The organism is Roseomonas sp. FDAARGOS_362 (assembly GCF_002754815.1).
GTDB lineage: Bacteria > Pseudomonadota > Alphaproteobacteria > Acetobacterales > Acetobacteraceae > Roseomonas > Roseomonas mucosa.
Map to the genome: position 1 here is coordinate 4,042,151 of NZ_CP024588.1, position 13,924 is coordinate 4,056,074.

At 71.4% G+C, this 13,924-nt stretch carries 9 protein-coding genes; 3 read left to right on the top strand and 6 right to left on the bottom strand.

What is annotated here, in order from left to right; genetic code table 11:
• The first annotated feature begins 13 nt into the window (after positions 1-13).
• Together CTJ15_RS23020 and CTJ15_RS23025 are read left to right on the top strand one after the other, a co-directional pair.
• Complete coding sequence (locus tag CTJ15_RS23020) at positions 14-1,318, top strand: MFS transporter (protein ID WP_099782283.1); 1,305 nt, start codon at positions 14-16, stop codon at positions 1,316-1,318.
• 213 nt (positions 1,319-1,531) lie between these two features.
• A complete protein-coding gene (locus tag CTJ15_RS23025; protein WP_019459427.1) occupies positions 1,532-2,020 on the top strand; it encodes a DUF1269 domain-containing protein in 489 nt (162 codons plus the stop codon).
• A gap of 74 nt (positions 2,021-2,094) precedes the next feature.
• Here the strand turns inward: CTJ15_RS23025 and CTJ15_RS23030 are convergent, their stop codons facing one another.
• Complete coding sequence (locus CTJ15_RS23030) at positions 2,095-4,110, bottom strand: hypothetical protein (RefSeq protein ID WP_126281948.1); 2,016 nt, start codon at positions 4,108-4,110, stop codon at positions 2,095-2,097.
• 238 nt (positions 4,111-4,348) lie between these two features.
• On the opposite strand from CTJ15_RS23030, the gene CTJ15_RS23035 reads away from it, so the two are divergent.
• Positions 4,349-5,917, top strand: coding sequence for an amidohydrolase (locus tag CTJ15_RS23035; RefSeq protein ID WP_099782054.1), 1,569 nt, complete (start codon positions 4,349-4,351; stop codon positions 5,915-5,917).
• A 44-nt stretch (positions 5,918-5,961) separates the two neighbouring features.
• On the opposite strand, the gene ligA is transcribed toward CTJ15_RS23035, so the two are convergent.
• The 5 genes from ligA to lpxC all read right to left on the bottom strand — a co-directional run bounded on the left by ligA (position 5,962) and on the right by lpxC (position 13,915).
• A complete protein-coding gene (gene ligA, locus CTJ15_RS23040) occupies positions 5,962-8,112 on the bottom strand; it encodes an NAD-dependent DNA ligase LigA (RefSeq protein ID WP_075821913.1) in 2,151 nt (716 codons plus the stop codon).
• Positions 8,113-8,541: 429 nt separating this feature from the next.
• Positions 8,542-9,627 (bottom strand): L-dopachrome tautomerase-related protein, encoded by a 1,086-nt coding sequence (locus tag CTJ15_RS23045; RefSeq protein ID WP_075821912.1) that lies wholly within the window; start codon positions 9,625-9,627, stop codon positions 8,542-8,544.
• A gap of 206 nt (positions 9,628-9,833) precedes the next feature.
• Positions 9,834-11,513: a DNA repair protein RecN gene (gene recN, locus CTJ15_RS23050; RefSeq protein WP_075821911.1), complete on the bottom strand. Its 1,680-nt coding sequence runs from the start codon at positions 11,511-11,513 to the stop codon at positions 9,834-9,836.
• Between the two features lie 64 nt (positions 11,514-11,577).
• Entirely contained in the window at positions 11,578-12,501 is a 924-nt protein-coding gene (locus CTJ15_RS23055) for an outer membrane protein assembly factor BamD (protein WP_075821910.1), read from the bottom strand.
• A gap of 457 nt (positions 12,502-12,958) precedes the next feature.
• Positions 12,959-13,915: a UDP-3-O-acyl-N-acetylglucosamine deacetylase gene (gene lpxC, locus CTJ15_RS23060; RefSeq protein ID WP_019459420.1), complete on the bottom strand. Its 957-nt coding sequence runs from the start codon at positions 13,913-13,915 to the stop codon at positions 12,959-12,961.
• Between the last annotated feature and the right edge of the window lie 9 nt (positions 13,916-13,924).

Genomic DNA, 13,924 nt, shown 5'->3' on the forward strand with positions numbered 1-13,924 from the left:
ATGGACCCGTGTGATGACCGAGAACGCAACAGACCGAAGCCTGACACGCCAGGACGCCAAGACCCTCGCCCTTGCCTCGCTCGGCGGCGCTCTCGAGTTCTACGACTTCATCATCTACGTCTTCTTCGCGGTCACGATCAGCAACCTGTTCTTTCCGACCGACATGCCGAAATGGCTGGGGGACCTGCAGACCTACGGCATCTTCGCCGCCGGCTATCTGGCGCGCCCACTGGGCGGGATCATCATGGCCCATTTCGGCGACAAGACCGGCCGCAAGCGCATGTTCACGCTGTCCATCCTGATGATGGCGGTGCCGACGCTGCTGATCGGCCTGATGCCGACCTATGCCTCGATCGGCTATGCCGCGCCCGTGCTGCTGCTGGTGATGCGCGTCTTCCAGGGCGCCGCGATCGGGGGCGAGGCGCCGGGCGCCTGGGTCTTCGTGGCGGAACACGTCCCGGCCAACCGCGTGGGCCTGGCCTGCGGGCTGCTGACCGGAGGGCTGACCGGCGGCATCCTGCTGGGCTCGCTGATGGCCACGACGATCAACCTTGCCTACACCCAGGCCGAGATCCTGGACTGGGCCTGGCGCCTGCCCTTCGTGGTGGGCGGGATCTTCGGCCTGATCGCCATGTACCTGCGCCGCTGGCTGCACGAGACGCCGGTCTTCGAGGCGATGCGCGCCCGCAAGGCGGTGGTGCGGGAGATGCCGCTGAAGCAGGTGCTGCGCGGCCATGGCGCCTCGGTGGTGGTCTCCATGGCGGTGACCTGGATGCTGACCGCGGCCATCGTGGTGGTGATCCTGCTGACGCCCTCGCTGATGCAGCGCCTGCACGGCATCCCCGCGACCACGACGCTGATCGGCAGCAGCCTCGCGACGCTGACCCTGACGATCTGCGCCGTGCTGGTGGGCGTGCTGCTGGACCGTTTCAACACCGTCATGGTGACACTGGTGGGCACGGTGCTGCTGATCGCCGCGACCTATGCCCTCTATGTCGGCACGGCGGCGAACCCGGACAACCTGGTGCCGCTCTACGCGGTGGCCGGGGCCACGGTGGGGATCATCAACGTGGTGCCTTATGTGATGGTGCGGGCCTTTCCCGGGGAGGTGCGCTTCACCGGCGTGTCCTTCTCCTACAACGTGGCCTATGCGGTCTTCGGTGGGCTGACGCCGATGGCGGTGGGCACGCTGGCGGGTTTCAACGCGATGGGGCCGGCGCATTACGTCGCCCTGGTCGTGGTGATCGGCCTGATCGCCGTGGTGGCCAACGGCATGCGCCGCGCCGCCGTCTATGCCCCGCCCGTCGCGGCGGAGTGATCCCCGGCCGCCACGGGCGGCCCCTGCGGCATGGCAGATAAGGGAAGGGGCGGGACCCATGGGTTCCGCCCTTGGCCTGTCCGCCCTCCCATCGTGATCGGGGTGCCGGCGCGACCGGGATTGCAACGCCCGGGCTCCTGTCGCCTTCTATGGCCGGAGCCCTGCCGGAGCCTCCGGCGCGGGATCGCCCATCGGAGATGGAGGAGCAAGGACATGGCGGATCTGGTGATCATCGCCTATCCGGACGAGCAGACGGCCGAGGCCGCGCGTCAGAAGCTGCTGAGCCTGCAGAAGGAGTACCTGGTCGAGATCGGGGACGCCGTGGTCGCCGTCCGCCAGCCGGACGGGAACGTGAAGCTGAACCAGCTGGTGAACACCACCCTGGCAGGCACGGCCTCCGGCGCGCTCTGGGGCACGCTGATCGGCCTGCTCTTCCTGAACCCGCTGCTGGGCACCGCCGTCGGCGCCGGGGCGGGAGCGCTGAGCGGCTACTTCACCGATGTCGGCATCGAAGACAACTTCCTGAAGGACGCCACCCAGGCGCTGCCGCCCGGGGGCGCGGCGCTTTGCGTGCTGGTGCGCAAGGTGACGGCGGACAAGGTCCTGCCTGCCATGTCCGAGTTCGGCGGGACGGTGCTGCGCACCAACCTGACGGCGGAGCAGGAGAACAAGCTGCGCGAAGGGCTGAAGGCGGCGGGCTGAACCGACCGCCTTATCATCCGGAGCATGGGGCCGGGGCCATGTGGCACCGGCCCGCCTTGCCGCCGCGAAGCCGGTCAGCCTCCGTCCATGCAGCGGCCCAGGTCGAGGGCCGCGTCCGTGCCATTCCCGCCCTTGCCACCTTCCGGCGCGGCGGGGACAGGCTTCACGCCGGACAGGAAGACCCCCAGCACACGGCTGTCCTCGCTTGCCCCGGCCTGCCGGGGGCTGGTGGCATCCGGGGTTTCCAGCAGCAGCGTCACCATCGAGCCCGGGGCCGCATCGCGCCAGGGCAGGAAGACACGCTGCGCCCTGGTGAACTCCAGGGACATCCGGCAGGCCCGTCCTCCGGCATCGCGGATGGTCACGCGCTGCGGCGCACCGCCGGGCGGGACATAGGCCGAGAGCGTCAGGATCGCGCCGCGTGTGTCCGGCCTGACCGGCAGGCGCAGCACCGCAGACCCGGCCAGGGACCAGCGCCCTCCGCGCTCACGGGGGGACCAGCCGAGGAACTCGGCCCGCCGCGGCGTGGGCCGGAAGGACAGAGGCTGGCAGGCGAGACCCAGCCGGGGCAGCGCGTCCCGGTAGGTCGTGAGATAGGTGCTGCTGCTGGCGCCACCGGGATCGGTCGGCCAGAGGACGGTGCGCGACAGCGCCTGCAGCACCAGCGGATCGTGCCCCATCCGGTCCGGCACCTGGCAGGCGCTCTCGCGGAGGAGGTCGAAGGCGCCCTCCTTTTCCGCCATGAGCCGGGCGGAGGCGCGGTTGTGCAGGAAGGTGGCACTGCCGAGCAGGCCCAGCCCCAGCGCGCAGGTCAGCACCGCCCGCCGGGCCCGGACGGGGCCGTGCCGCGCCGCGCCGCGGAGCAGCAGGGCGAGGCCGATGGCCGCGGCGATGCCCAGGCTCAGCGCGGAAAGGCGGGAGTCGACATAGGTGCAGTCGCCGTTCCGGCACCATGACTGGTACTTCTGGGTGAAGGCATGGGCCAGCGTGTTGAGCCAGGCCCAGGCGAGGCAGGCGAGCAGGACCCGTACGGCCAGCCCGTTGTCCAGCCGCGCGGCCAGGGCCGGCAGCAGCCGCGCCGCCAGCCAGGCCCCCATGGCAAGCAGCAGGATGGCGGGGGCGATATCCTCCGGCGCCGGGAAGGGTATGGTGAGGTGCGGAAAGACGGTGCCGTTGACGGTATGCAGGAATTGCAGGTGGAGGATGTCGGCCAGTGGCAGGGCCTCCGCGATCGTGCCCGGATAGTGGCTCGGGAAGACCATGCGGTAGCCGAAATGGACGGCCGCCGAGGCCAGCAGCGCTGCCCCCTGTATCCACATCTCCCGGCTCCGGCGCGCCCGGGACGCGATCAGCGCCAGCAGGGCCAGCCCCAGCCCTTCCAACAGTGCGTATTCCAGCAGCATGGTCGCGGCGAAGAGGCCCAGCCCGGCGGCCAGGGCGGCCGGTGCGGAGAGCTGCGCGACGCGGGCCAGCCGGAGATGGATCGCCAGCAGCGCCAGAAGCGGCAGGGTGAGCATCAGCGGATAGGCATTGGGCGGCAGGTGATGCGCCGCCATCGGCAGGGTGCAAACCGTCAGCAGCAGCGCGGCGCGCGTCAGCGGCAGCCGGAAGCGCTGGGCGAAGAGGTGGCAGAAGCAAAGCAACGTCAGGCCAAAACAGAGGACGACCAGCAACCGGCCCCAGGCGAATTCCGGCAGCATGGTTCCCAGCAGCACCAGCGGCATGGCGGGATACATGCCGACACGCCCCTGGTCCTCCGCGATGCGAGTGAGCCGCGTGGTCAGCTCCCAGGGCGAGTCGAGCTCGGTCAGGGTGACGTACTGCCAGAAATTGTCGTCGGCGGTCTGATGGAAGGCGGACAGGAAGGGCAGGAGCTGGATCGCGACGAAAGCGACGAGGACGAGGTCCGGCAGGTGGCGCGCCAGGGACGGCGTCAGGAAGCGGGTGCCGGTTCCTGTGCCGGGGGGATGGGGGGCTTTCCGGTCGCGCGGCAGCGGCTCCCTGCCGGGGGCCGGCACCAGCTCATGCGCCGTGCGGGAATTCGGGGAGCGCGCCATTGGCCAGCGGCTCGGCGTGGTGAGGCCGGACAAGGGGCAACGCCTTTTAAATGAGAATGCCGCTCATTTACAGGAAACCGACTGGACGCACAGCAGGTTTGTGTCGGTCCATGCACTGGGCGGATAGCTGTCCGGCAGGGTGGCGGGAAGGAGGCGGAAACCCGGTTCGCCGGAACGGCTCATGCGCGAAGCCTCCCGGCAGCCCGGTTGTTGCACCCGGAGCGGGGTCCATCTAGCAGTTTCGTCACTGCCTTCCTGGAAGGAGACCGATATGCGACAGCATCCGGGCCCCGGCCCCGTGCCCCGCCGCTCCATCATCCTCGGATCACTCGCGACGGCTGTCTCCTGGCCACTGGCCGACATGCGATCGGCCTTCGCGCAGGAGGCGGTGAAGGCGGCCCCTCCGGCCTCGGCGCCGGCGGCGCGCGGGGCGGTGGAGGCCTGCCGCGACGCCATCCTCCGCATTTCGCGCGAGGTCTGGGCGAATCCCGAACTGTCGCTGCACGAGGAGGTCTCCTCGGGGATCCACCTGCGGGAGTTGCGCGCCGCCGGCTTCACCATCGCCAGCCAGGGTACCTCGGGGATTCCGACGGCCTTCGTCGCGGAATGGAGCCAGGGCCAGGGTGGCCCGAAGCTCGGCTTCCTGCCGGAATACGACGCGCTGCCGGGGCTGGGCAACGCGGCCGAGCCCCGCCCGGTGCCCGGGCCGAAGGGCGCCGAGGTCGGGCATGGCTGCGGGCACAACATGCTCGGCGCGGGCTGCACCGGCGCGGCCATGGCGCTGCGCAGGATGATGATGGAGGGCGGCCATCCGGGGACGATCCGCGTCTATGGCTGCGCGGCGGAGGAGACCGAGGGTGCCAAGGTCTACATGGCGCGCGACGGGCTGTTCGACGACCTGGATGCCTGCCTCGCCTGGCATCCGGCGCCGATGACCGGCACGGGCCTGCTGCGGACCGCCGCGATGAACCTGCTGCGCATCCGCTTCCGGGGCCGCAGCGCCCATGCCGGGGTCGATCCCTGGGAAGGGCGCAGCGCGCTGAAGGGGGCCGAGATGTTCGGCATCGGCGTCCAGTTCATGCGGGAGCACCTGCGCCCCACCACCCGGCTGCATTACGTCTATACCGATGGGGGCGAGGCGGCGAACGTCGTGCCGGACCGGGCCGCGGTCGCCATCGTGATCCGCGACACAAACCGGAAGCAGGTCGGGGAGGTGACCGGCTGGGTCCGCGAGGTGGCCGAGGGCGCGGCCAGGGCGACGCAGACCGAGGTGGAGATCGAGCAGCCCTTCGGCCTGCACGATCTGTTGCCGAACGAGGTGCTGGTCCGCCGTATCCACCAGCACCTCTCGGCCGTGCCCATTGAATGGACCCCGGCGGAGCAGGATTTCGCCCGCGCCTGCCAGCGCGAGTCGAGGCTGCCGGAAGCCGGGCTCGCGACCAATCTCCTGCCCCTCCTGCCGGAGATGCAGACGGGCGGTTCCACGGATGTCGGCGATGTCAGCTACAACGCCCCGACCGGCCTCTTCGCCTGGGAGACCATGCCGGTGGGCGTGGGGCTGCACACCTGGCCGGTCACGGCCTGCGGCGGCACCTCGATCGGCGACAAGGGGGCGATCAACTCGGCCATCGTCATGGCCGGGGTCGGCTTTGACCTGATGACCGATGCCGGGCTGCGGGACCAGGTGAAGGCCGATTTCCGCAAGCGCCGGGGCGGCGGGCCCTATGTCTCGCCGCTGCCGGAAGGCAAGAAGCGCCCGGAGGGCATCCCGCCGCGCCTGCTGCTGCGCGATGGCACCGGGGAGCTGACCGACGAGTTCTACGAGCTGGGCGCCCGGTAGGGGGCGCCGCATCGTCTTCGGGCGGTCCGCCTCCGGGCCGTTCCTCAACCCATCCCGGCCAGCTCGCGCCACTCCGCCTCGGTGAGGGTGCGAAGGCCGAGCTCCGCGGCCTTCTTGGCCTTGGAGCCGGCATCGGCGCCGATCACCACGAGGTCGGTCTTCTTGGAAACGCTCTTCACCACCTTGGCACCCAGCGATTCCGCGCGGGCCTCGGCCTCCTGCCGCGTCATGGTTTCCAGGGAGCCGGTGAAGACGATGCTCTTGCCGGAAAGCGCGCCCTCGGCCACCGTCTCGGCCGGTTGCGGGTGGACCTCCCGCAGCAGGTCGTCCAGGGCCTCCAGGTTGCGGGGCTCGGAGAAGAACTCCACCAGCTCCTGCGCGATGGCCGGGCCGATGCCCTGGATGCCGCCCAGATCCTCCCGTGCCTCGGAGCCCAGGATGCGGGCATCGAGCATGGCCTGGCGCCAGTGTTCCACCGTGCCGTAGTGGCGGGCGAGGAGGCGGGCGTTCTGCGCGCCGATGCGCCGGATGCCCAGGCCGAAGAGGAAGCGTTCCAGGGACGGTTCCCGCCGCGCCTCGATGGCGGCGAGGAGGTTGGTGATCTTCCTGGAATCCTTGCCGGAGCGGCCGCCCCAGCCTTCCCAGCCACGCATCCGCTCCGTATGGCCCTTGAGGCGGAAGATCCCGGCGGGGGTGTTCACCAGCCCCTCGCGGTGCAGCAGCTCGATGTTCTCGATGCCCAGCCCCTCGATGTCCATCGCGTTGCGCGAGGCGAAGTGGATCAGCCGCTCCACCTGCTGCGCCGGGCAGATCAGGCCACCCGTGCAGCGCTTGATCACCTCGCCCGGCGGCCGCACGGCATGGGAGCCACAGGCGGGGCAGGTGTCGGGGAAGACGAAGGGCCGGCTGTCCGCCGGGCGCTTCTCCGGCACGATGCCGGTGATCTGCGGGATCACGTCGCCGGCGCGCTGCAGGATCACCGTGTCGCCGATGCGGACATCCTTGCGGGCGATCTCGTCCTCGTTGTGCAGGGTGGCGTGCTGCACCATGACGCCGCCGACATTGACCGGCTGCATCACCGCGCGCGGCGTCAGCGCCCCGGTGCGGCCGACCTGGATCTGGATGTCCAGCAGGGTGGTGGTCGCCTGTTCCGCCGGGAACTTCCAGGCGATGGCCCAGCGCGGGGCGCGGCCGACGAAGCCCAGGCGGCTCTGCCAGTCCAGCCGGTCCAGCTTGTACACCACGCCGTCGATGTCATAGGCGAGGCCGGCGCGCTTTTCCGCCAGCTCCGCCTGGAAGGCCCCGGCGGCATGTTCGTCGGGCAGGAGCCGGGAGAGCGGGTTCACCCGGAAACCCCAGCCTTCCAACCGCTTCAGGTACTCGGAATGAGTTTCCGCCACCGGCTCGCTGGACTCGCCCTGGGCATAGGCGAAGAGGCGCAGAGGGCGGCTGGCCGTCACCGCCGGGTCGAGCTGGCGCAGCGAGCCGGCGGCGGCGTTGCGCGGGTTGACGGGAATGCGGATCGCCGGGCCCACCGGCTCGCCCGCGGCGCGGCGGGCCTCGCGCTCCTCGTGCAGCCGGGTCTGCTCGGCATGGAAGGCGAGGAAGTCGGGCTTGGTCATGAAGACCTCGCCCCGGATCTCGATGCGGGCGGGATGGGGCGCCGGAAGCTGGCGGGGCAGCTCGTCCAGCGTTTCCAGGTTGCGGGTGATGTCCTCGCCCACCATGCCGTCGCCGCGCGTGGCGCCCCGCACGAAGCGCCCGTCCTCGTAGAGCAGGTTCACCGAAAGCCCGTCGATCTTGGGCTCGCCCACGAAGCGCAGCACCTCCTCGACCGAAAGGCCCAGGAAGCGGCGGATGCGGGCGGCGAACTCGGCGAATTCCTCCGGGCCGAAGACATTGTCCAGGCTGAGCATCGGCGTGCCGTGCCGGCTCTTGCTGAAGCCTGCCGCCGGGGGCGCGCCGGGCGGCGCCTCGTTCGGGCTGTCTTCCCGCTTCAGGGCAGGGAAACGCTCCTCGATCGCGGTGTTCCGGCGGCGCAGCGCGTCATAGGCCGCGTCCGACATGATCGGTGCGTCCTGCTGGTGGTAGGCGAGGTCGGCCTCGGCGATCTGCCCGGCCAGGCGGGCAAGCTCGGCGCGCGCCTCCTCCTCGTTGAGCGACTCGACGGGGCGCGATTCGGTTCGGTCGGACATGGCGGCAGGCCTAGGGCAGATCGGTAAGGAGCGGAAACGGCGGGTGATAGCGGAGTAACGCGGCAGAATGTGTTCGGGCGGGGGGGCGTGGCCCGGGCGGGAAGGCTCCGCCTTCCTCCCGTGACCCCCCCATCCGCCAGGACCCTGTGGGCCCTGGACCTGGGGTGTTGGCTCCCGCTGCGGCCGGATCGCGCCGGGGAGCATGGCTCTCCGGCGACTGTGGGCGCCACCAGCACGGAGACGGTGTCCTCTTCCTTCTGGGAGCCCCGCTGGCCCATCTGTCCGCCAGGATCGGGCCAGGGGACTGGCCTTGCCACCCGCGCCAACGCAAGGCGAGGCCCGGGGGCATACGATGTCCCCGGCGGTGGGGACCGGGGGAGGCGGCGCCTCCCCCGGTGCCAGCCACGGGCGAGACGCCGCAAGCCGGGGCTATCGCCGGACCGGCTGCGCGCCGAGGGTGAACTTGAAGACCCGGACCGGCTGCACCACGCGCGACGTGCCGCCCTGGAAGGCAGGGAGGCGGTTGAGCTGGGCCGCCGGCAGCCAGAGGTCGCCCGCATCGTCGATCCACATCGCATCCACCCAGAGCAGGCGCGGGTCCTGCACCAGGGTGGTGACGGTGCGGTCGGGGGCGATGCGGAGGATGGCGAGCTTGTCCGTGTCGCTGGCGTAGATGTTGCCGGCGGCGTCGATGGCCGTGCCGCCGGTGGAGCCGGTCTGGGCCCAGGGCTCCACATGGCGGGCACGCTCGCTGTCGGCGATGTTGCGGTCATCCAGGTAGCGGGTGGCGATGCGCGACATCGGGCCGGAGCAGGACTGGTAGTAGAGCCACTGCCCGTCCTGCGACACTTCGACCTGGTCGGCATGGATGAGGACCGGGCGCCCGTCGGGGCCGCGCAGCTCCTGCCCCTCGGCCGTCAGGGGGCGGCGGGCGGTGAGGGAGGGATCACCCTCCAGCACGCGCCATCCGGCACCGCGGTCCAGGTCCATCACGATGATCGCGGGCTGGCCGGCATCGGTGACATAGGCGAGGCGCGCGTTGAAGCGCACGTCGTCGATGAAGCTGCGCTCGCCGGTCAGCTCGTCCAGCCGGTAGATGCGCTTCGCCTTGTTGGTGGCGAGGTCGATCTGCACCAGCTTGGGGCCGCCGGCCAGAGCGGGCTTGCCGATGCCCGGACTGCCGGTATCGACCACCCAGAGGTCGCCCTCCGGCCCGATGCGCAGCGCGTTGGCGCGGACGAAGGCATTGTTCGGCGCCGCGCCGGGGCGCCAGGCGTTCCAGGCGGCGTCGGGATAGGGGCGGTACTGGCCGTTCACCCATTCGGCCACGCGCGGCCCCTCGGCACCGTCCAACCGGGCGAAGACCACGAAGACGCGCCCGTCCCGGCTGGTGGTGACGCCCTGGATCGGCGTGTCGGATTCCAGCACCGGGGTCAGCCCGTTCTGGATGGGCATGGCGCAGGCGGCCAGAAAGGGAAGGGTCATGCCGGCGGCGAGCAGGCTGCGTCGGTTCATCGCGTCCTCGATCGGAAAGGGGGCGGGACGGGCGCCGCGCGGCCTCGGGATGGGTGGGGACACGGCTTGGACCGGCCCGGCGAGGTGGCGGCAAGGGCCCACAGGCACCGGAGGAGCCGGCGCCATGCCCCAGGGAAGATCGGCCCCGGTCCTATCCCCATGGCGGGGAAAGAGGCCGGGACCGGGTGGTCAGGCGGAGATCCGTGTCAGGCGGCCCCTGCCAGGAGGTCGTCGGCGGCCGCGCGGGCGGCCTCGGTGATGGTCTCGCCCGCCAGCATGCGGGCGATCTCCTCGCGCCGGGCGCCGAGGTCGAGAGGTTCCACGCGGGTCTCGGCCCGGTCGCCGCGCACGCCCTTGGCGACGCGGAGATGGGCGGTGCCACGGGCAGCGACCTGCGGCGAATGGGTCACCACCAGGACCTGGAGCCGGTCCGCAACCCGGGACAGGCGCTCCCCCACCGCGGCGGCGGTGGCGCCGCCGATGCCGCTGTCCACCTCGTCGAAGACCAGGGTGGGCACGGGCGAGCCACGGGCGAGGACGACCTTCAGCGCCAGCATCAGCCGCGACAGCTCGCCGCCCGAGGCGATCTTCGCGAGCTGGCCGGGGATCTGGCCGGGATTGGTGGAAACGAGGAAGGTGATCCGGTCCACGCCATCGGCGGCCCAGGCGGGTTCCTCGCGCGGGACGAGCTCGATATGCAGCCGAGCGCGGTCGAGCTTGAGGGGGGCGAGTTCGCGCGCCACGGCCTTCTCCAGCTCGCGTGCCGCCTTGGTGCGGGCGGCGGTGAGGTCGGAGGCGGCGGCGATGAAGGCGTTGCGGGCGGATTCCGCCTCGGCCTCCAGCTTCGCCACGCGGCCGGTGCCGGCATCCAGGGCGCCCAGGCGCTCCTTGAGGCGCAGCAGCAGGCCGGGCAGCTCCACCACCGGCACGGCATGCTTGCGGGCGGCGGCGCGCAGGGCGAAGAGGCGTTCCTCCAGCTGTTCCAGCCGGCGCGGGTCGGGGCCGAAATCGGCGCTCAGGCGTTCCAGCAGGGATTCTGCCTCGGTCAGCGCGTCCTGCGCGGCGGCCAGGGCGGCGAGGGCCGGGGCGGCCTCCTCGTTCGGCGCGGGCAGGCGTTCCAGGGCGCGGGCAGCGTTGCGCAGTGCGGCGGCGGGGCCGCTGCCGCCACGCCGGTCGCGCGGCTGCAACTCGGCCAGGGCGGAGGCGATGGCCTCGGCACGGCGCTCACCCTGCTGCATGTGCTGGCGCTCGCTGGCCAGGGCCTCCTCCTCGCCCTCTTCCGGGGCGAGGTCGGACAGCTCCCCCACGGCGTGGCGCAGCCATTCCTCGTCCCGCTGGGCGGCGGCGATGGCCTCCTGCGCCTCGCGCAGGGCGCGGCTGGCGGATCGCCAGGCGCGGAAGGCGTCCCCCGCCTTGCGGCGGCGCGGCTCCAGCCCGCCGAAGGCATCCAGCAATCCGCCATGGCTGCCAGGGTCGGCGAGGCCCACCTGGTCGTGCTGCCCCTGGACCTCGACGAGCAGGCTACCCAGGCGGCGCAGGAGGCCGACGCCCACCGGCTCCCCGTTGACGAAGGCGCGGGAGCGGCCGTCGGTGTTCACCACGCGGCGGACCACGATCTCCTCCTCGCCCTCCATGCCCTGCTCCGCGAGCATTGCGAAGGCGGGGTGGTCGGGGGCGGGGGCGAAGACGGCGGTGACGCTGGCCTGGGCCTGTCCGGCGCGGACCATGCCGGATTCGGCCCGCTGGCCAAGGGCGAGGCCCAGGCTGTCCAGCAGGATCGACTTGCCGGCGCCGGTCTCGCCGGTCAGCACCGTCAGGCCGGAGCCGAATCGCAGGTCCAGGCGCTCGATGAGCACCACGTCGCGGATCGAGAGGGAGGCGAGCAAGCGGGCTCCGCGGGAGGAGCGGGCCGGGCGCACGAGGCGCCCGGCCCGGAAGGTTCGTGGGAGGTCAGAAGATGGTGTTGAGGGCCCGCCGGAAGAAGCCCGGGCGCTCGTCGCCCGGCGCGGGGGGCGCACCCTCCACCAGCATGGCGTAGCTGTCCTGGTACCAGGGATTGCCCGGGTAATTGTGGCCGAGCACGGAGGCGGTCTTGCGGGCCTCCTCCGTGAGTCCCATCGCCAGATAGATCTCGGTCAGGCGGTGCAGCGCCTCCGGCACATGGTTCGTGGTCTGGTAGTTGTCCACCACGTTGCGGAAGCGGCCGATCGCGGCGGCATAGAGGCCGCGCTGCTGGTAGAAGCGGCCGATCGACATCTCGTGCCCGGCGAGATGGTCGCGGGCGAGGTCGATCTTGAGGCGCGCGTCGCGGGCATAGGGCGTGTTGGGGAAGCGGTTCACCACGTCCTGCAGCGCGGTGATGGCCGTGTTGCTGGAGGTCTGGTCGCGCTGCGCGTCGTTGATCTGCTCGTAGTAGCAGAGGCCGCGCAGATAGTAGGCATAGGCGATGTCGCGATGCGCGGGGTGGAGCTGGATGAAACGGTCCAGCGCCGTCAGCGCCTCGGTATAGCGGTTGCGGGAGTATTCCGCGTAGCCGGTCATCAGCCGGGCATTGGTGGCCCAGGTGGAATAGGGGTGCTCGCGCTCCACCGTCTCGAAGAGTTCCACCGCCTGGGCGGGCTTCTCCTGCTTCAGCGCGTCCATGCCCGCGGCGTAGAGTTCCTCGGGCGTGCCTATGGTGGAGCCGTCCGGCTTGGTGGTCAGGCTGGCGGATTTGCCGTCCCACTGGCCGAGCAGGCCACATCCCGGCAGGAGCAGAGGCAGCAGCAGCAGCGCCCAGTAGGGGGCCCGGCGGGGAGCCCGGCGGGGAGCTCCGTGCGGCGCGTGGCTGGCGCGGCGCGGGAGGGAGCGGCGGAGCGTGGCGATCATGCGCATGGTGGGCGCCCTATAACACGGCTGCGGAGCGCCGGCAGGGGCCGAAAGCACCGTGGATGACGAAGGATGCAGTGGCTCGTTTGCCGATCCTTTCCCGGCACAGGAAGGGGGCTGTCCGGGAAGGTGGTGCGGGCCGGGGCGGCCTGGGAAGCGCATCCGCGGACGCTGCCGGTGCGCAGAGGGATCGCCCGCCGGGGGATCGGGCGGCCCCTCTGCGCTGCTTCCTCGATGGGGCCAAGGGGAGCGGCTTCGAGGAAGCAAGCCTGACGACGTGCCGACACCTGCCTTTCAACGCCTCCTTCTGCCGGAGGCCGGGGCTCGGGGAGGTTCCGGAGACGGTGACAAGGGGGGGCTGAGAGGTGTTCGGGACCGTACTCGACGGGCTGGGGAGAGGAACGGGCGCCCACTTCTCGCCCGGGCGCGCCTCACCGGGAAAGACCGGAAAGGCGGCCGGGCGTCAGGCGGGGGCGGCGGCCATGGGGAGGCGGGTGTTGGCCGCAGCGCTGGCGTTCTCGGACACCTGGGACTCGATGCGCCAGGCGGTCGGATCGGCGAAGAGGGCACGCAGCAGGCGGTTGTTCAGGCTGTGGCCCGACTTGTGGCCGCGGAAGCTGGCCCGTAGCGGGGCGCCGGCCAGGAAGAGGTCGCCCACCACATCCATCATCTTGTGCCGCACGAATTCCTGCGGATGGCGCAGCCCGCCCGGGTTCAGCACCAGCGGGCCGTCCACCACCACGGCATTGGCGAGCGAGCCGCCACGGGCAAGGCCGACGGCACGCAGCCGGGCCACGTCCTCCGCCATGGTGAAGGTGCGGGCATCGGCCAGGACCTCGCGGAAGGAGTCCGGCGTCAGGGGCAGCGAGAGGTCCTGCCGGCCGACAGCCGTGCCCTCGAAGGCGATGGCGAGGGAGATCTCCAGGCCGCGCCGGCTGTTCGGGTGCAGCTCGGCCCAGGCGGAGCCTTCCTCGACACGGATGGGCTTCAGGACCTCGATCGTGTCGCGCGGCGCATAGGGCGCGGAGGCCGTGATGCCGGCGCAGTCGATCAGGAAGACGAAGGGCGCGGCCGAGCCGTCCAGGATCGGGATCTCGGGGGCATCGACCTCGATGACGCAGTCATCCACGCCGCAGCCGGCCAGGGCGGCCAGCACGTGCTCCACCGTGCCGATCCGTGCCTCGCCAGCAGGGGTGAGGCAGGTCAGCGCGGTGCAGAGGCGGGTGTCGGTGACGAGGTCGTAGCGGGCCGGGATGTCCACGCCCAGGTCGGTGCGGCGGAACAGGATCCCCGTCCCCGCCTCGGCCGGGCGCAGCGTGAGGCTGACGCGGTCACCGGAGTGCAGGCCAGTCCCGACGCAGCCGATAGCGGCCTTGAGGGTCTTGCGGGCACCGGTCACGGAAAGGAGGGAACCGTCCATAGAAGTGTT

Coding starts and splice junctions, on each gene's coding strand:
- CTJ15_RS23020 (WP_099782283.1), top strand. CDS start 14: ATGACCGAGAACGCAACAGACCGAAGCCTGACACGCCAGGACGCCAAG.
- ligA (WP_075821913.1), bottom strand. CDS start 8,112: ATGTCCGACCGAACCGAATCGCGCCCCGTCGAGTCGCTCAACGAGGAG.
- lpxC (WP_019459420.1), bottom strand. CDS start 13,915: ATGGACGGTTCCCTCCTTTCCGTGACCGGTGCCCGCAAGACCCTCAAG.
- CTJ15_RS23055 (WP_075821910.1), bottom strand. CDS start 12,501: ATGCGCATGATCGCCACGCTCCGCCGCTCCCTCCCGCGCCGCGCCAGC.
- CTJ15_RS23025 (WP_019459427.1), top strand. CDS start 1,532: ATGGCGGATCTGGTGATCATCGCCTATCCGGACGAGCAGACGGCCGAG.
- CTJ15_RS23045 (WP_075821912.1), bottom strand. CDS start 9,627: ATGAACCGACGCAGCCTGCTCGCCGCCGGCATGACCCTTCCCTTTCTG.
- CTJ15_RS23035 (WP_099782054.1), top strand. CDS start 4,349: ATGCGACAGCATCCGGGCCCCGGCCCCGTGCCCCGCCGCTCCATCATC.